20 protein-coding genes are annotated in these 18,460 nt (G+C 37.0%); 8 read left to right on the top strand and 12 right to left on the bottom strand.

The window, feature by feature from the left end:
• Positions 1-7: 7 nt before the first annotated feature.
• From K1I97_RS06080 to K1I97_RS06025, 12 genes are all read right to left on the bottom strand, one after another.
• Positions 8-232, bottom strand: coding sequence for a hypothetical protein (locus K1I97_RS06080; RefSeq protein WP_001092960.1), 225 nt, complete (start codon positions 230-232; stop codon positions 8-10).
• Positions 210-2,096, bottom strand: a complete 1,887-nt coding sequence (locus tag K1I97_RS06075; protein ID WP_001154552.1) for a hypothetical protein — start codon at positions 2,094-2,096, stop codon at positions 210-212. Before K1I97_RS06075 ends, K1I97_RS06080 begins: the two co-directional genes overlap by 23 nt.
• Before the next feature lie 11 nt (positions 2,097-2,107).
• Complete coding sequence (locus K1I97_RS06070; RefSeq protein WP_000059962.1) at positions 2,108-4,612, bottom strand: ATP-binding protein; 2,505 nt, start codon at positions 4,610-4,612, stop codon at positions 2,108-2,110.
• Between the two features lie 12 nt (positions 4,613-4,624).
• Positions 4,625-5,035: a conjugal transfer protein gene (locus K1I97_RS06065; protein WP_000650967.1), complete on the bottom strand. Its 411-nt coding sequence runs from the start codon at positions 5,033-5,035 to the stop codon at positions 4,625-4,627.
• Between the two features lie 2 nt (positions 5,036-5,037).
• A complete protein-coding gene (locus tag K1I97_RS06060) occupies positions 5,038-5,262 on the bottom strand; it encodes a TcpD family membrane protein (RefSeq protein WP_001091060.1) in 225 nt (74 codons plus the stop codon).
• An 11-nt stretch (positions 5,263-5,273) separates the two neighbouring features.
• Positions 5,274-6,269: a conjugal transfer protein gene (locus tag K1I97_RS06055; protein WP_000369352.1), complete on the bottom strand. Its 996-nt coding sequence runs from the start codon at positions 6,267-6,269 to the stop codon at positions 5,274-5,276.
• A gap of 11 nt (positions 6,270-6,280) precedes the next feature.
• The gene (locus tag K1I97_RS06050; protein ID WP_000913999.1) at positions 6,281-6,838 is read right to left on the bottom strand and encodes a hypothetical protein; all 558 of its coding nucleotides are present in this window, start codon (positions 6,836-6,838) and stop codon (positions 6,281-6,283) included.
• A 1-nt stretch (position 6,839) separates the two neighbouring features.
• Positions 6,840-7,073 carry a hypothetical protein gene (locus tag K1I97_RS06045; RefSeq protein ID WP_223331866.1) on the bottom strand — a complete coding sequence of 78 codons (234 nt, stop codon included), beginning with the start codon at positions 7,071-7,073 and terminating at the stop codon, positions 6,840-6,842.
• A gap of 15 nt (positions 7,074-7,088) precedes the next feature.
• Positions 7,089-8,321, bottom strand: a complete 1,233-nt coding sequence (locus K1I97_RS06040; protein WP_000357955.1) for a replication initiation factor domain-containing protein — start codon at positions 8,319-8,321, stop codon at positions 7,089-7,091.
• A 204-nt stretch (positions 8,322-8,525) separates the two neighbouring features.
• On the bottom strand, positions 8,526-10,214 hold the full coding sequence (locus K1I97_RS06035) for an FtsK/SpoIIIE domain-containing protein (RefSeq protein WP_000765653.1): 1,689 nt from the start codon (positions 10,212-10,214) through the stop codon (positions 8,526-8,528).
• A gap of 10 nt (positions 10,215-10,224) precedes the next feature.
• A complete protein-coding gene (locus K1I97_RS06030; RefSeq protein ID WP_001062571.1) occupies positions 10,225-10,680 on the bottom strand; it encodes a hypothetical protein in 456 nt (151 codons plus the stop codon).
• Positions 10,681-10,702: 22 nt separating this feature from the next.
• Positions 10,703-10,999 (bottom strand): hypothetical protein, encoded by a 297-nt coding sequence (locus K1I97_RS06025; RefSeq protein ID WP_000611955.1) that lies wholly within the window; start codon positions 10,997-10,999, stop codon positions 10,703-10,705.
• A gap of 858 nt (positions 11,000-11,857) precedes the next feature.
• Between K1I97_RS06025 and K1I97_RS06020 the strand changes: the two genes are divergently transcribed.
• From K1I97_RS06020 to K1I97_RS05985, 8 genes are all read left to right on the top strand, one after another.
• Positions 11,858-12,205 (top strand): helix-turn-helix domain-containing protein, encoded by a 348-nt coding sequence (locus tag K1I97_RS06020; RefSeq protein ID WP_000395989.1) that lies wholly within the window; start codon positions 11,858-11,860, stop codon positions 12,203-12,205.
• A 32-nt stretch (positions 12,206-12,237) separates the two neighbouring features.
• On the top strand, positions 12,238-13,737 hold the full coding sequence (locus K1I97_RS06015; protein ID WP_023917066.1) for an AAA family ATPase: 1,500 nt from the start codon (positions 12,238-12,240) through the stop codon (positions 13,735-13,737).
• Positions 13,724-14,677 (top strand): HNH endonuclease, encoded by a 954-nt coding sequence (locus tag K1I97_RS06010; RefSeq protein ID WP_000717713.1) that lies wholly within the window; start codon positions 13,724-13,726, stop codon positions 14,675-14,677. The genes K1I97_RS06015 and K1I97_RS06010 overlap by 14 nt, the downstream gene beginning before the upstream one ends.
• Before the next feature lie 97 nt (positions 14,678-14,774).
• Positions 14,775-15,632, top strand: coding sequence for an ImmA/IrrE family metallo-endopeptidase (locus K1I97_RS06005; RefSeq protein ID WP_000344042.1), 858 nt, complete (start codon positions 14,775-14,777; stop codon positions 15,630-15,632).
• An 8-nt stretch (positions 15,633-15,640) separates the two neighbouring features.
• Entirely contained in the window at positions 15,641-16,327 is a 687-nt protein-coding gene (locus K1I97_RS06000) for an XRE family transcriptional regulator (RefSeq protein ID WP_000284679.1), read from the top strand.
• A 3-nt stretch (positions 16,328-16,330) separates the two neighbouring features.
• Positions 16,331-17,746 carry a Y-family DNA polymerase gene (locus tag K1I97_RS05995; protein WP_000511336.1) on the top strand — a complete coding sequence of 472 codons (1,416 nt, stop codon included), beginning with the start codon at positions 16,331-16,333 and terminating at the stop codon, positions 17,744-17,746.
• On the top strand, positions 17,743-18,105 hold the full coding sequence (locus K1I97_RS05990; RefSeq protein WP_000567225.1) for a hypothetical protein: 363 nt from the start codon (positions 17,743-17,745) through the stop codon (positions 18,103-18,105). Before K1I97_RS05995 ends, K1I97_RS05990 begins: the two co-directional genes overlap by 4 nt.
• Complete coding sequence (locus tag K1I97_RS05985) at positions 18,098-18,382, top strand: DUF5960 family protein (protein ID WP_000087381.1); 285 nt, start codon at positions 18,098-18,100, stop codon at positions 18,380-18,382. The genes K1I97_RS05990 and K1I97_RS05985 overlap by 8 nt, the downstream gene beginning before the upstream one ends.
• Positions 18,383-18,460: the final 78 nt, after the last annotated feature.

Raw genomic sequence — 18,460 nt, 5'->3', positions numbered from 1 at the left:
CCTCTTCTTAATAGCGAATATAGGCAGTAAAGAGTACTGTTCCAAAGCGCCATTTGGCATCTAAGACAATTGCATGGGCTTTTACTTGGGAGATAATCATTTCTCTTTCAGTATCCTTTACTGGAAATAAAAGAAGGAAATCGACTGAGCGTTTTCCTTCTTGATAGGCTTGATAGAGCGTATCTTCTAGAACTCTTGGGAATGCTATTCTAGAACGAATTTTTGTGTTCATTTGCTTCTCCTCGTAATTGGTTTAGTCTTTCGGTTAGTCTGTTTCTGCGTTCAATATTGTCCTTGATTTTATCATCCCTTGTCATAGTTTTTCTGTATGCACGGGTAAAGGCGTTTGAACCTTGCGCTTTAAACATGGATTGAGGGTCTTTGTAATCTTCTAGTTTTGCCTCTATACGATTGATCCGGTATTGCTTGATAGGAGAAATCCATTCTTCTTTGAGAGTTTCAAATTCTTCTTCTGGGTTGACTTTATCATTGTTTGGTTGTAATACTGGTTCAAAGTTAGATGAAGGTGTTGATTCTTGTTGCGTCGTGCTATGCTGAACCCTAGGATGTAATTTAGCCCCATCTTCTTGGGCTTGCTCTGTTTCTATGGGTGGTAAAAGTTTATCCTCATCTGGCTGCTTGCTAGTAAAGAATGATTCAACTTGTTGGAATTGGCTTCTTGCATTCATGACCGCACCAGCTCCATATCCAGCGCTTGAAAGGACAAAATTTCCTAATCCTTGTGCAGATGAAAGTGCTCTAGTTGGTACTTGTGAAGCTAATTCCTTTGTTTGGCTAACCGTTTGCGTGACCTTGTTTCCAATATCATTTGCTACCATACGAGCTTTAGAACCAAGAATAAACTGAATAATTTCTGCCTTGTATTTCCAAAGGAGGGAAAAGATCATAGCTTTAGAAGCAACAGAAACTAAGAGTTTAAAGACGAGTCCAAAAAGCAGAAGAGAAGGGAGAGTCTTCAAAACACCATCAAAGCCAGACGTTACTAAGTTTTCAACTAATTGCTCAATGTAAAAGATGAATAGTGTTAAGAGGCTAGTAATAGCTGGAAAGGCTAAGCCTGAAAACATGACTTTAAGAACCCCAAAAATCAAATCCTGCATCCGAGGAATAAAAGAAACAAGAAGAGCAATTGGGAATAGTAAAATCATCATGAGAACTAGAACTTGAGCAAGGATATTTAGAATTTGAATCAATATAACTGGGATAGCTAAAACAATGGCTTCTACAATTTTAAAGATGATATAAAACATACGAATGAAGATGAAGTCAGGCATTGCAGAAACCCAGCGGTTCTTTTCGCCATCTTCATTAGCACCATTTCCGATTTTATCTAGATAGTCAGAGCGTTCTTTCGCTTTTACTGCTGTAAAGTTTCCGTTTGATTCAGAAGTACCTAATACTTTACTATTATCAAATTCTTCTTCTTTTCCATCCTGACTATTCTTGTATTTGCCGTTTTCTTGACCAGTGTTCACAAAGAGATAAGCTTTATAAGAAGTTTCAGCAATATAGCTATCAGCCATTGAATCGCCAATTTTGATTGACTTATTTTTATCATAGTTGACTTCGATTTTGGAAATTTTTGAGGAGACATCTTTTGAAACATTGTGGATGGTATCAAGCAGATAAAGTCCACCTGAAGTTCCAGCGATTGTTCCAAAGTAGCTAAATCCTAAGAGAATTACTAAACAGACATGAAGAACCGTTCTTGAGAAACTCCCTTTAGAAAAGAAGTATTGATAAAATAAATAAATCCCAAGAATAAGTAAGGACATTGAAATGAGGGAATCTTTTCCAACTCCGTTAGTGGTTGAAGCCGTGAATCCCTCCCAGATAGAACTTGCACCGTTAAAGACATAGGTCTTGTAGGCGGAGTAGAGATCTACTTGTTCTAAGATACGAATAAGAAGAGAGAAGAAACCGACAATGGCATTGAGCAGGAAAAAGAAAAAATTGACGAAGATTTCATTAATCATTACCCATGCACCGTTAAAGGAACCGAACCCAGTTGGCTCCATATAGGACTTGAGCGAGAAAATATCAACGCCTTTTAATTTCTCAAAAGCTTCTTGCATGGTTTCACCTCCTAACTAGCGTATTTATTTTCAAGACTTGAAGAAACTGTTGCTTTCATAGGTTTTAGTAGCATATCAATATCTTCAAAAAGATTGTGAATAGAAATCATGTTGAGGTTGCCATAGACGTCATAGTAGAGGCATTGCCCTGAAATCATGTTATCAATCCATTCTAGGTTTTGTTCGTTGACTTCTAGGTTAACGTGACGAAGAATATCTTCTCTTTCTGACTTTTCGTAAAAGGCAAATATGGTTCCAAAACCCGTCGTGTCATCATCATTTTCAGCATCATGTACAGACTGAGTAATGAGTGCAAGGGTATTGTTTTTTGAACGCCCAATACGTCTCATGTTTTTTATAACGGCTTTTCCTTCTGCGGATTTCATCAGAATCCATGCTTCATCGAAAAATTCGATGGTATCCTCATTTTCATTGCGCTCTCCAAAATGGGTACAAAAGGCACCAAGCGCAAACATGAGAGCAATAGAATTTCTTTCGTGATCGGAAATCTTTGTGGAATTATCCTTAGGGAGCTTAAGGTTGTTAACTTCTAGAATTGTTACTCTGGAATCATAGTTGAGTCCTTGAGTGGTTCCATCTGAAAAGGCAAGTTCCAAGATGGAATTCGTGACAATAGAAGTTAGATAACGTCCAACAGAAGCAATGTCGTCCTTTTCATCCATTTTCAAGCGTTCTAAGACCTGTTTAAATCCAACAGCTTGACCTTGCTCTCTTTTCTCTGCAATGATGTTTATAGCCTCTGTAATGGCTGTCTTTTGATCCATGGTAACATCATCTACGGCTTGCAGGAGAAATTCCAACATATTTTTTGCGACTTCGACTGCTTGTTCTTTCTCAAGAACGACGATAGGATCCAAAACCCCATGGTTAGAAGATAGTGAGCTATCAAGAGTAACAAAGTTAAATGCGTCAATCTGTTTCTTACGTTCAGGGTAGAGCCTTGCAAATTCTGGCGAGTGAATCACTTGTTGGTAGTGATTTCTGAGTTCTCGTTTCGGGTCAATGTAGAGGGTTTTGACATTTTGCAGGGCAACGCTCAAGAAAATAATCTGAGCCAAGAAGGATTTTCCTTGTCCAGTAGCACCTGTGATGATGATGTGTGGGTTTTTAGTGATTTTACCAGCGATATCCTCTTTGTTTCCAACAGTGGCATTATATAGAACAATGTTTTTGGAGGATTCGATAGCTTTTTCAATCGAATCCCAACGCCCTGTCCAGTTGTCTACTCGTCCGATATACCAGCCAATCCGATTTCCTGAAGAGCTATTGGTAAAGGGCATCAGTTCTGAGAAACCACGAGGAGTTACCATATGAGTCCAAGTTCTCGTTTTCTTTTGAAGATGCTGACCATAGAGGAGAGCTTGAAAAAGATAGGGTGCATCTTGGCTAGCTTCGCTGATTTCAACGCCCATATCATCAAAGTAATTGAGAACTACTTGTCTACGTTGGCGTAGTTGTCCAATGCTGGAAGCAGAGACAATAAGATAAGCTCCGTATTCGATGATATTTTCCTTATTTCCTACCTTCTTCATTAAGTCTTTCAGAGAAAGTGACCCCATGATGATTTCATCTTGTTGGACAGTATCAGTATTTTCTGCCTCTTCCATAATATTGCGATAGCGGGTATTGGACCGTCCCATTTTCCCTTTAATTTTATTGTTATCAATAAATTCTGCCTTAATACGCAATTCAACTGGGAAGTTAAGCCGTTGGACAAATTCTCCTAGATGAAAGCTGTTAAACTGAATGGGAAATTTTCCAACAGGAAGAATGGTTACAAAAGAAGAACCATAAGGACTTTCTAGTTTTAAAAAGCCACCCTTGGTGACTTTGATTAGAGTATCCGTGATGTTAAATTGGGAACGATTGGCGAGGACTTCCTTTTTGTAGTGGGGAATATAGCGGAGATATTGCATCCGTTGGTAGTAGAACAATTCCTCATCCGATAAGGCTTTTGCTCGTAAGGGAGCGAGGGCTTGGTAAATGGTAAACTCATCTGCACGGTAGTCCTCATACCAGTTTTTGGCGAGTTCATATTCGTAGCCAAATCCCTGAGCGATTTTTTCGGAAAAATCAGTTAGGCTTTCAAGGGCTAATTCTTTGATTGTTTGCCCATGATTTTGTTTTCTTAGGTTAACTCCAATCACCCAATCAAATTGATAAGGGATTTCCATTTCATTTGTTAAATGGTCAACGGTGTAGAGGAGGAGTTCTTCACCAAGCTCTCTACTATCATCCGCTAGCGCTTCTGAGAAGTCCTTTAATTTTTCCTCTAAAAGATAGTCCTTAGGAATGAGGGAAACCTCAAAATATTGATTTTTTTGAAGTTTCTTCATCATTTGAGCGACGGTTAATTTGTGCTTATTTTTTCGTTCGTCATCTGTGATGGTGATTGGGGTATTTGGAATACGGTAGTAGGCCATTACTGACCGATCCCGTTTCAAGACAAGATTGTCATGAGTTTGTAGGATGGGATAAGTTAGTGTTAGAGACATAGGTCCTCCTTTCTAGAGGTTTGTTTTTTCGAATACAATTTCTTCAACTGGTTCAATACGATCTTCATGGTAGATTGCTTTTTTATTGAGTTTAAAATCCCAACAGTAGATTAGATAATCTGCTAAAAAGAGATGCATTTTCTTTCCATGTGGTTCGTATTCTGTATAAAATTTTGCTAGCTTATAAGGGATAAACCAGTAGAGAATTAACGAAATCGAGTGAGTGGCTTTAGCTAGAGGTACAAGAATAAAACCACCAGCTAAGAGCATGGTTACAAAGATGAAGATAAAGACTATAAAAAAAGACAGTTGCACGGGTGTAGCAAAGTACCAAATGCGAGTGCCTTTTTTAGTTTTTATCTCTTGAATCCAATAAGGGGCGTTAAGCCCCTTGGCGTAATCATACAGTTTTTCATCTTTCATAGTTAGAGTCCTGTTTCAATCCCAAAGAGACGAAGGAACCAGCCAAATGCTTTTAGAATGTCTTGTCCTTTTGTGAGTGAGACAATGACAGCATAAAAACAAACTACTGAAAATAGTTGGATCCAGGAGCTGTTGCGCCAAGCTTTAACTGCAAGTAGGACGGCAATTGCTCCTAGTACCCAAACAGCGTCTCCTTGTAGGAAGGCTCGTAGATTTTCTGTGTTCATATTGTTCTCCTTTATTTTTCTTGTTTTGCGTAGTTAAGAGGAATGGTGTGTGCTAACTCATCTACAAAGTAAGTTCCGTTATTTTGAGTTAGCGTGAGAGTGAAATTCTCTGAATGAGTCGAAGCCCCTACTTCAAAAGTAACTTGAACAGTTGCGATAAGTTTTTCCCCATCTTCTTTTAGATAGGTGTAGTCAATACTTTTAAAGGTAGTATTTGCGACTACAGAAACACCTTTAGCAATCAAATTCAGATTGTCTTGATTTGTAGTGTAGTTGGTGAAAAAGATAGTTAAAAACTTGTCTACTTTCTTATGTTCATCCTCAGATAGACGATCGGTTGCTGACAGGGTCAATTGCTCGTCTTTTGAAGATGGAGTTGCTTGTGAGGAGTCAAGACTTGAAAACCAAGGTAGACCAGCGATACGATATTTACCATTAACTTCCTCAAAAGGAATATTAAATCCTGTTGTGATTTCCTTTTTCTCGGTGTTGTTGTCCTTTTTGATCCATTCCTTGTATTTGACACGGTAGGTTGCCACTTTATCTGTTACAGTGACGAGTTGCGAATAAATCACCTCGCTAGGGTTTCGGACTTGCCCTTGTGACTTGGTGTCAGGAAGGGCACCATAAAAGGAATTTAGATGATTAATTTGTTCGGTTTGCTTATTATTTTCTTGTGAGAGGGTAAAGTAAGCATAAACAAAATCGTTTAGATAGTATTGTAGACGGTAGTCATATTGCCTAGTAGTTGAAGAAGTGTCTGATTTTTCCTTTTCAAAGTTTTCAATGCTTGTTTTTAGACTTGAAACCTGATTTGACAGAGTGATAGCTCGAATGGAGCCCATGAGCCCGATTAGGAGAAGGAAACAGATCCCGCCAACTACGGCAAGATTAACTTGTTTTTTGGTAAGGATTTTAAGTTTTGGAGGTTTCTTTTTCTGTTCAAATTTTTTAAATTGTTCTAGAAATTGCTTCACTTTTAAGAGATAGGATTTTAAATTGTCCATAGTTCCTCCTGTTACACTTGGGCTAACTCAATAAGTTTGGTTCCTTTTGCATAGAATCGTTTATTAAGTTTTTCCATTTCTGAATTGATAAAGTAATAGCCTTTTAGCTCGTATTGGAGTTGTTCCAGTAATTGGGGAGCTAAAGTCTTTGCTTCTTCTTTTTTCAGCAAGCTATTTAATTCACCTGCTTTTGTCCATGAATCTTTATAATCTTTCTTTTTGAGAGATTCACCTAATTCATTAGCGACTTGTTCTACTTGTCGGGTGAAGGTTATTTTTGTTGCCATTTCGATTTCCTTTCTAAATTGTTCTTGATTTTGCTTGATGGTTTGTTGGATGTAAGCAATAAGTGAGGGACGCATCTTTTGATTGAGGGAAAGAACTTGTCCTTCTAACGTGAAACAAGCATGTTCGTAGCTATAGAGGCCTTTAGAATTTGGTTCTTTTTCGGTGCATCTTCCAGCACATTCATAGTAGAATTCCTTTCCCTTTCTTAAAAGAATGTAGAAATGCCAAAACTCTTTGTCAGGTAAGAGAAAGAAGTCTGCTTGATAGATTTTCTTAAGCAATTTAAGAAGCCTCTAGAAGAACATCATAGCCAAGTGCTTGGAAGATAAAATCAGAATCAAACCAGAGCCAATCATTGATTTGAGTTTCCGTTGGGGTATCCCCACAGAAGATATCCTCACAAATAATGGTGAGGGTATCCAATCCTCCACGTTCACGAACAGTGTTTAGAGTTGTTAATCCGCCTGACCAAGCTTTAAAGTTTTCTAGTGAATTAATCTCAACTTTGTATTCCATTGGTTGTTTTCCTTTCTAATGTTCATAATGTTTACTAGCTTTGAGTAGTTTTAACATTGCCTTCCCACGATCTGTAATTTCCCCGCTATTTTGTATCATCTTCATGTATTCGGTCTGCATGATACGATCAGCTTCTGAAACTAAAGCAAGAGAGTTTGCTACTTGATAGGTCAGCCAGCGAATGGTTCGTTCAATAGAGTAGGGTTGAGGACTGGTTGAGAGTTTCAAGGGTTCTACCCCACCAAAAAGTTGTTGCCATTTCTGGTCAGGCTTATAAGCTCCAAATTGATTGATTCCATCATAGACTTGCATTTCATGATTGATAACTCCACGAGCGATTTCCCCAAGGTCTACACCGTTGATGTATTCCTCGATAGCTCCGTGTGCTTTCTGGTCTGAAAAGCGAAGTTCGTAGCGATTCCAAATACCAAAAATCTCCAAGGATTCTTCCAAGGAGATATTTTCTTGACGGGCTAGTTCATAGCGTTTCTCGTAAAAGTTAAAGTAGAGTTGGCTTTGCCTTGAGCCAAAGTAGAGAGATAAACCGTGATTGGCTTCCATATCCTCATTATCAATAAATGAGCCACCCCCTGTTACATTCCACTTCCGAAAGGTATTAAGAACTATTTCCTTAGCGTAGAGCTTCTCAATTAACTTAGGGATATGAATCTGCTGATCTTCTTTTCCAAATCCTTTGTAGAGCTCATCCAGAGCAATATCTAACCTCTTAATTCGGCAATCTTCATAAGCATAGAAGAGATTCTGAAGGAAGGCCTGCCAAGTGATTCCCCTGTATTCTAGGAGTACTTCCAACTCACGGCACCCTTGTCCTGATAGTTGAAGACAGGATTGGTAGTCTTTGGTTTCTGCTTTATCAAAGAAATCAAAAATCCAAATATTACCTCGTTGCCAAAGATGGGTGTAGTTCATGAGCCGTGTTTCTTGAGCGCTAAATTCGCTCAGATGACAGAAGAGAAAGTTTTCACAGAAAGACTCTAAGTCACGTAGAGCAGGAAAAGAGATTCGCAAGTAGTCAATCCGAGCACGCAAACTTTGTTTTTCATGCTCTCTATGAAAGCCTAGTTTGGCTTTTAGGTCACGGAACTTTTCAATGCTCAATCCTCTTTCGCCAGCTTCGTAGGAGCGATAGGTTCTAGTGGGTAGGTCAACCGCTTCTGCAAATTGTTTTTGGCTCATGCCTGTTTCTTGACGAAATTTCTTAAGATTGAATGGGCTGATTTTATCCATTCATGGGGACACCTCCTTTTTTATGAGTGACACACTTTTTTTGCCAAAGTGACACACTTTCTAAAATCCGCAATCCTTACGCCCACAAGGAATGAGGAGGGTTGGACTTTGCCATTTTGCCAAATGTAACCCCCCTATTAGAAATCGGGGGTTTCATCATCAAGAACTAGGAACTTCGGGCTACGGTCTGCGCCTGACTTGCCGTCAGGCTTGCCCTTGCCCTTGTCCTAGTTCCTGATGACTAAGAGCCATTTGTACAGCTTTAGCATAAGATCTTCGTCCGCCTTCTTCAAAGTGAATCAGAGTTTCCAGAAGGAGTTCTTCTTGAAGAGGAGTCACCAAAATAGCTGAGTCAGAACGGTCAAAATTAATTCCTTGTTCTTCTAAGAGATAGATAATCTTTCGAAGTGTTGCGACTTTTAGTTCCTGCTCTTCTGCAAAATCCTTTAGTGGTCGTTGGTTGATATGGTTTTCTAACTGTTCTACCTCTTCTATTAATTCTTTTGTTGGGACTAGTGAGTCATAGTCTTTAAAGACAGAAAACTCTTCTCCTTCAAATTCTAAAATGGGAATTTGCGAGTAGGCTTCATAGAAAGAAAAGCCTTGATTCAATGGTACATAAGGTGAGAAAAACTCCCCAGCCAAGTCTCCGTTGTTTGCAATGTAACCCCGTCCCTTGACCTTAACGCCATTGATTTCATCCAGTTTTTTGAACTCTTTGGTTTTATTGGCATCTCCAAACATCATGTCATAGCCTGTTGATTCTAAATGACCGACTGAGAGACGCTTCATAAAGTTATCCCTAAGAGCAGTTTTGACAAATTCCCCGTCAGGACGTTGCATGGCAAAAATCACATAAACTCCAGCTTGACGACCTTCTAGGACTAGTTGGGTAAGGTATTCGGTGACTTCTGCTTGTAGGCTATAATCCCGATCGATTTTAGCGATGAGGGCTGCCCATTCATCTACCAGAATGAATTTAGGCTTCATCCCGTAATACGTAAAGTTCTTCCCAGCTTGAAACTTAGGAGAGGTAGACATGAGTTCATAGCGTTTCTCCATGAACTCCACATTTTCCCTAAAGCACTGGATAATATCTTCCTTACTGGTAAAGACTCGATCATGAAAGACAGGGATTTTTTTCAAACCAGCTAGATCTGAGTTTTTCGGATCACAAATATCAATAAAACCAACCTTAGCAAGAGCATAGATGATAGACATGAGAAGAATCGTCTTCCCTCCTCCTGTGCCTCCACCAATTAACAAATGTGGTTCTTCGATAAAGTCCCAAACAACATCTTTCATGAGTTGGAGTTTTGAACCGTCAACCACTACTTGGTCGATTCTAATACGGCTATCAATCCGATTGATGGCGATATCGTACTTAATAAAACGTTTATCAAAGGTTTTATTTCGAAAGTCACCATTAAACATGATTTCAAGGGTTGCCCCAAGATTGAGAAATCGATCTTGAAACTTATTGCCTTCTAGGATAAAACTGACTTCCAAACCATAACGAGATTGTTTGAGATAGACTTGAGGAAGCCTGATTTTCTCTATCATCCTTTTCTCTCGTTTGACTTTCTTGACTAGGTAGAGATTGTTTTCTAAGAGAAAACGAGAGAGAATTCGCAAGTTATTGAGTTTTTGAAAAGCGAGTAGTTTCTCGTAGCAAATCCAATTCAGGATTTGAGAGATAAGAGCGGATAGTAAGGCAAAGGCAACTAAGTAGTAGGTTTTGGGAAAGGGTTGGGCTTGTAGTTCCAAGTGATGTTGATAGCCGTAGTAAGCTAAGGCAAATAAAAAAGGCGACCACAAGATAAACCAAGTGATTGCCTTGATATGTCGATGATAGAGTTGAACTCTTTGTCCACGGTAGGTAAAGAGTTTCATGTGTCACCTCCTAGTTTTCTTTCTTGTTTTCTACAGGTTTAGAGTCTTTAGGACTTGCACCTTTTTTCTTAATCTTAGAAGCAAAGAGCTTATAGATATCATTTCGGTTAACGTGAGTATGGGTTACGACAATGTCTTCTAGCTCCACTTCTTCACGGTACTTAAGTCCCAAGTCTTCGATTTCAGACTCTGCCATATCGGCAATGGTGAAAAAGAGAGTTTCATGTTGGACTGAAGAATGAATCCCTACCACAACACCCCGAATTTCCCCCGTATTAACTTGAACGTAGGATCCGTCAGGATTGCGTTGGGAACGGTCAATTTCATAGATGGTATCTGTTCCCTCAATTCCTCGGAAAGTCAATTTTCCAAAGACTTGAGGGATGTTTAGACCTTCTGAAATAACTCGATACGTTTTATCTGCAATTTGAAGTTTTTCTCCGTAGTTTAATCCAATTTTAGCCATGTATGTTTTCTCCTATTCTTTTTTATTTTTTCAAAACCAATTTTTCAGCAAATACATTAAGTGCTGGGGCAACAGAATTTCCGTTTAGGGAAGTATCTGCGAGAAAAATGGGATTAACCACTTCAACCAAAGCATCTTCTGGAAAGACGGTAGCTGAAGCAGGTGTGATTACGTGGAAGGCTCCGTGTTGTTCATTGTTTAGCACGTGGCGTTGATATTTGCCTTCTTTTCCGAAGACATAGCGTGGGGCATTTCCCAATTTTTCGTAGTAAGCAGTGCCAATAAATTCTGGTAGCATGACAAGTGTTTCTGGGATCATAAGAGTTTCCTTTCTGAGTGTAAAATAAAAAGAGTTAAGCTAGTTGCTTCACTCTTGAGTAGTAATGAGTAAAAAGTTTTCGTTTAAACATTCTTGTATAAAATTGTACTTCACCATGAGTAAAGCCCGTAAGCAGTGATTGATTGGATAGTTTATCTAAATCCTTTTGGGCTTGATGATAGAGTTGCCCCTGGAGTTGTTCCGATGAGGAAAAGATATCATAGGTGAAAATGTAGTTTTTATAAATTCGTTCACATTGTTGTGCGAAAAAAGTTAGACATAGTGTTCTCCTTTATTATAAAAGTAAAAAGCTACTAGGAAAATGGACTTAGTAGCTAGAGTAAATCTATCTAGTAAATTAGATAGACAGCAGTAGAGAAAAATTATTTGGTTGAAGGATTCCTCCTTCACGGTGGCAACGTTTAGCAAGGTGCTTTGCATCAATTACCATCGCTTTCCCAGCCAATCTTATCAGGTAGTCATTGTCATACCCTTAAGATTCTCTTACGCCTTTTGGCGAAGCCAGTTCACTTTACTATTCGGAAAAGTGCGAAAGTCCGAAATGCGTGGAAGTCCACAAAAAATGTTTTAAATCTTCACTTCAACCATCAAACAGACTTGACTTTTCATTCCAAAACGTTTACAATAAAGGTACGAAGTTTAGTGTAGTTTTGGCAATCAGTCCTCTGGTTGTCAGACGCACTTTTTATTTAATTTTCAAAGATCGTGATGCTGAATGTTAAGCATTATTATTTTTATGACCACTATAACTATCAGCTATATTTATATTATATAACCAATGGTTATAATTGTCAATAGATTTTTGAAAAATTCTTTAAAAATTTTAAGAGGAACATAATGGAATTTTCGAAACGTCTAAAAAATCTAAGAAAACAAGCACATTTAACTCAAGTTGAAGTTGCTGAAAAACTAGGAATTTCGCAACCTGCTTATGCTTCATGGGAACGTGGAATCAAAAAGCCAACACAAGAAAATCTAGTTAAAATCGCACAGATTCTGAATGTGACTGTGGATTACTTAGTTGGAAATTCAGAAAATAAAGAAAAAGAGTTAGATAATATTGAGTTGCTTTTTCGTATGAATTCAAAAGGTATGACTGATGAGGAGAAGAAAATTTTTAAGAAAGAGTTGATTGAGTTTATGGAAGAACGTAAGAAAGCCTTTAAAAAAGGTGACTTGCTTTAAGTGAAGCTTCGACAAGCTATGAGGTTAAAAATATGATAGATTTTTTTGAAAAATATCCTTTTATACGTAAGACATGGAAGAAAGATTTTCCTCTAACTGATAAGGATTTTAGTTCTCTAGGAGATGGTATTTATTATGCTTTTGATCATTGGAACGATTATGGCTATAGAACATTGTATGCATTGACAGCAAAAATTGAAGGTGAAATTTACGATTTTGGTAGTCTTAAAATATCATTCATTCCTTACCAGCATGAAAAGGAAATAGACTTACAATCGATTCTTGTTCAAGATGAAGGATATAATCTGATTTCACTTGGAGATAAAGAGTATTATGAATTTTTAAATAATTTTCTATCCTCACCTGAAAAAGATGAGTATTTCAAAAAAATGGGGGATATTGCTTATGATTTAAATAGACTAGATGAGTCAATTAAGCATGATTCAATTTATCATCCTATAGAGGACTATTATTTATTGAAGCATTCTTTTTTACGTAGTGTTTCTTTAAGTGAAATCAGAAATCAGTTGCATAGATTGAGTATGGGTGGAAAATATATCGATGAATATCAAATTAGTATTGTCGATAAAAATGGAAACAATGTTTTAGAATTTAGCAAGAATCCACATTCATTAGAATATTTTCCAGATACTTTATATGCAATTGTAGGGAATAATGGAGCTGGGAAAACCTATTTTATAAAAAATTTGATTGATCTTTATATTAAAAAAAATAGTGATTTATTTAATAATATTACTTCTAATATAAATCAATTTGAGTCAATTGTATTAATTTCATATAGTCCTTTTGATACTGGAATTATAAAGAAAGATAGCGAAAATTATAAATTCATTGGAATCGATTTCAATAAGACGACTAGTTTAGAGGATTATATTACTAAGGAAATAAAAACACTTTTTACGGAGGCAACAACCCCCAAAAATGAAAGTAGAACTAAAAAAATTATAGATAAATTTTCCTTTGATCCTTTGTTTATTCGAATTCTTCCATTGATTGAAGAGAGAAATTTATCAGAAGAAATAATTAATGAATTAAGTTCTGGTCAAAAAATAGTTTTACTGAGTTTATTGAATTTGATTATTAAGGTCTTTGAAAAAACACTTGTAATTATTGACGAACCTGAACTATTCTTACACCCTCCACTTTTAAAGGCGTATATTAGGGCAGTAGAAGAAATTGTTGAGGAAGGAAATGGTGTTTGTTTATTAGCAACCCACTCTGCAATCGTACTTCAGGAAATACCTAATACAAATATCAGGAAGTTAAAATATGATTTTGATAGACATAGGGGTAGTATAGTGAAACTATCAAGTAAAACTTATGGAGAAAGTGTTAGCTTTATTAATGATACTATTTTTGGTACTGACTTAAGAAATACAGGTTTCTATAAAGTATTACAAGATAAAATAGATGAAGAACAAATTTCAGATAGTTTTGAAGCCGCTTTGGGCAGTGAAGCAAGAATTATATTACGGCTATCGAAGGAATTAAAAACAAATGAAGAAGATTGACGAACCGGATTTTAAAGTTTCTGATGTATGTGATACTGCAATCACTGATTCTTCAAATAAGGAAGATCAGAACATCAAGGATGTTTTCACACAAGTAGATTCAGCAGGGTGGAAAGCACAGCTAGAGTTGTATGAGGGAATCTATCTTGACAATAGACATCAATTGTATACTATGGAAGAGATGGACGATGCATATGGTATAACTGTTAAACAAATGGAAGGTATTTTCAATTATTGTATGAAGGATAGTCATGGTTATAAGGATAGACTATATTCTCTGACTCCAGATAGATGTCCTATTTGTGATAAGCGGTGGGGATTTAATGATAAAAATTTAGATCATGTTTTACCAAAGTCTAAATTTCCTCAATTTGCTATAACTCCCTGTAATCTTGTTACAACTTGCTGGACTTGTAATAAGCGAAAACGTCATGGATATGGTAAAGATGAATCGACAGGTGTTTTTAATGCGTATTTTCATGGAGTTTCTTTAGCAAAGTATATAAAATGTTATATATATGCATCTAGGGGGGATATCGTGGTAAATGTTCATTTAACATCTTTTGATGAATCTGAAATACAAGATGAGAATCAATATCTAAGACTAAAGTATTGGTTTGAACGATTATATAATCTAGATCAGATGTATAAGATTAACGTCGGAAATAATATTTTAAAGTTAATCGATGAATTTGCTAGGAGTGATATATCAGAACGTTTAATCTCAGAAGAATTTTTACGTAAGGACTTTCAAACGAACTATGATGAATATAATAGATTTGATTTTTCAGATGGTTTGATATCAGATGAATTTTTGATATTTATAATGTATGATTCGTTAGCAAATAAATCTCCGAATGAATTGATATCCATAATTAAGGAAAAGATTCTTGCTAGAAGATCAGAGATTGATTCTGCTAAGTTTGAGGATATATTTTAGAATTTTCAGTAGACAATTGTCTACTTTTTTTGTATAATAAACTCAACCATTCTGGTTTAGTTTGTCAGATGTTGAGATTTAAAGGAGGTGTTATTCATTGGATGAATTATATTTACGAGTAAGTGAAATCACAAAACAAACCCTCTACTTTTTTATGAAAAAGGAAGAAATTTCGATTCTGAATTATCACTTTCACTATTATTTTGATTATTGCATTCATGAGAATAACATTCAAGTCATCAGTCACCACTTTTCAAATCATAAAATTGAAGGTTTGACAGTTATTGATAAACTAGGGACGAGTTTTTCCTATGAGCAAGACAATCCAGTGACCAAGCGTCACTTTACCTTATGTCATGAATTAGGCCACTTTATCTTGAAACACGATGGTTCTTATTTTACAGAATCAGTGGATAATCAGGAATCTATTATAGAGAGAGAAGCCAATGTATTCTCGGCTATTGTTCTGATGCCTGATATTGTGCTACTATCCAAGATTTACTATTCTTGTGATTCTTTTCAAAAGGTCAAAGAGGATCTAGAAGTTTCAAAGCAGGCACTTTATTTCCGACTGATTGACTTGTTGAGAGTTTACAAAGTGGATACTGAATCAGCCATCAAGCAGGCAGTAGATGAATACCTAGACGGTCAAAACGCCTCCCTTCATCATTACTTTCATCAACTGAAAGAAATATTGATTGAAGAGTTCAATCAATATCAACCCTCTCTTATAGGACGACTAAAAAGGAGATTGAAACAAAGCAATTTTGTGACGAGTCAAGAACTACCAGAATTGCTTGACCAGACAAGATGGGACGAGATTAGAGCAGTAAAGAAATTCAAGGTGTGGCTTGTTTACAATAAGGGAAAATCCTTGGCCTATGTGTGGGATAGTGAAAAGTTATCTGAAACAGAAGCAAGAAGAAAGGCAAATTTAGAATTATTAGTCATGTGAGGTGAATCATGTATCAACCAGAAAAATTAAAAGCTCGGAGGAAAGAGCTAAGATTAACACAAAAAGATATTGCAGATAAGCTAGGAATTAGCTATCAAGCCTATTCTGCTTGGGAACGTGGAGTCAAAGAACCTTCTACTGAGAAAGTGAGATTATTAGAGAAACTTTTGAACGTCCCAAAAGGCTATTTCACTGAGATAGAGATTGTCAGACTTTATAATGTCCTCTCACATAATGGAAAAGAACAAGTTGTGTCTTATGCTCGTGACTTAGTCGCAGAAGAGAAAAATAAGAAGGTGGTCTCTATTGCTGAACCACGTTATGAATATCGGGTATATGAAGAAATGTCGGCTGGTCTCGGTGCCACTATCTATGGAGAAAAAGAGTACGATACGGTTTACTATGATGAAGAGCTGGGACATGATTTCGCCTCTTGGGTATCAGGGGATTCTATGGAACCCAAATATCCTAATGGTTCCGTTGCTCTGATCCGTGAGACAGGCTTTGATTATAATGGGGCAGTTTATGCAGTTGTTTGGAATGAGCAGACCTATATCAAGCGTGTCTACTTGGAAGAAGACGGCTTGCGCCTCGTTTCCATCAATAAAAAATATAAAGACAAATTTGCTCCTTATGACGATGATCCTAGGATTGTTGGAAAAATTGTCGGAAACTTTATACCTATGGAGGACTAGGTTATGGGAATCATTGACTATTCAAAAGAGCCTGTCAGTGATATTGCTTTTATTGATATGAAATCCTTCTATGCAAGCGTTGAGTGTGTGGAGCGAGGGCTTCATCCTCTTAAAACCTCCCTCTGTGTGATGAGTCGAGCGGATAATTCTGCTGGATTGATATTGGCATCATCACCTATGTTTAAGAAAGTATTTGGAAAAAAGAATGTTGGTCGGGCTTATGATTTACCCTTTGACGTCAAAACCAGAAAATTTTCTTACTATAATGCAAAAAAGCAGGGACTTCCAACAGATCCAGACTTTGTACGCTATATTGAGGAATGGGCGAAGACCACCTTTATAGTTCCACCTCGAATGGACAAGTACATTGAGGTTAATATGGAAATACAACGAGTTTTCCAAGATTATGGTAGCCCTAATGAAATATACCCTTATTCGATTGATGAGGGCTTTATTGACCTAACAACTTCTCTTAACTACTTTGTTAGTAATCAGACCATATCCCGGAAAGATAAGTTGGATATGATTTCTGCTAAGATTCAAAAGGATATTTGGAGAAAGACAGGCATTTACTCAACCGTTGGTATGTCAAATAGTAATCCATTGCTTGCTAAGCTAGCCTTAGACAATGAAGCTAAGAAAATGCCCACCATGCGTGCTAATTGGTCTTATGAAGACGTTGAAAGCAAGGTTTGGGCAATTCCTAATATGACGGATTTTTGGGGGATTGGTCATCGTATGGAAAAGAGATTAAATGACTTGGAAATCTTTTCTATCAAGGAACTTGCTAATAGCAATCCCGACTTATTAAAAAAGTCTTTAGGAGTAGTAGGGCTACGTCTCTGGTTTTACGCAAATGGAGTAGATGAAAGCAATGTTAATAATCCATATAAACCAAAGAGCACAGGATTAGGTAACTCTCAAGTCTTACCAAGGGATTATATCAAGCAACGGGATATCGAGATTGTCCTTCGAGAGATGGCAGAGCAGGTTGCTATTCGTCTTAGACGAGCGGGTAAGAAAACAACGGTTGTCTCTATTCATGTAGGCTATTCCAAACAGGAAAATAAAAAATCAATCAACACACAAAAAAAGATCGAACCAACTAATCATACGGACACGCTAACTAATGTGGTTTTACAGTTATTTCATCAGAAATACAGTTCAGGTGCCGTAAGGAACGTTGCCGTCAACTATTCAGGTCTAGTGGATGAATCGTTTGGACTAGTTTCTTTATTTGATGATGTTGAAAAAATAGAAAAAGAAGAAAGGCTCCAATCAGCGATTGACAGCGTCCGAGATCAGTTTGGGTTCACTTCACTTTTAAAAGCCAATGCCCTTGAATCAGCATCAAGAAGCATTGTTAGAAGTAAACTAATCGGAGGTCATTCTGCTGGTGGACTAGATGGTTTAAAATGATTGATCGTTCCTATTTGCCCTACCAGTCTGCCCGAGAATATCAAGACTCAGGTATGCAAAAGTGGATGGGCTTCTTTTTATCTGAACATACCACATCACTAGGAGAAGAGAAATATCGTGTCGATCTAACTAGTGACTTGAACAGAACAGAAAAATTATTGTTACTTTCTCAGCTTTATGTTGGGAATTTAAAGGGTTGCTTTATAGTCAAACAAAAAACTCAAAAAGTAATTTTGATTGGCGAAGTTAGAGAAATTTCAGCAAAAGAAGTATCCCTCAAGACTTATGAAGGATATCGATTGATTCAAGTGGAGGACTTCTTGAGCATCCAGTTATTAGAAGAGGTTAGCTATGAGTAGAAAAGAACTCTATGAAAATAAATTGCAGATGGATTATTTCTCAGAAGACTATATCCGATTCGAAGAAGACTTCCAGAAGTATTCAGCAATGAGCGTACCCTTAACTTTTCTGATTGATGATATCCTTAGGACAATGGCAATGAATCAGAAGAACTACTTCAAGTTGAATAAAGAGAACGCCAAGGATGGCAGGGATCATTATTTTTATTTTGAGATTGGGATCAGTAAAGAAAGTGGACCGATTAGGAGATATCATTATTCCGGACTAAATAATTAGTATAAAATACATGAGAAGAGTGATCGCTCTTCTTTTTTGTTGCTCATAATCCGTTGCTAAATAAGCATAATTGTTTAG

The sequence above is a fragment of the Streptococcus oralis genome, assembly GCF_019929345.1.
In the GTDB taxonomy this organism is placed as follows: Bacteria; Bacillota; Bacilli; order Lactobacillales; family Streptococcaceae; genus Streptococcus.
Note: the sequence above shows the minus strand (reverse complement) of the source record. Positions and strands in the feature narration are given on the sequence as shown.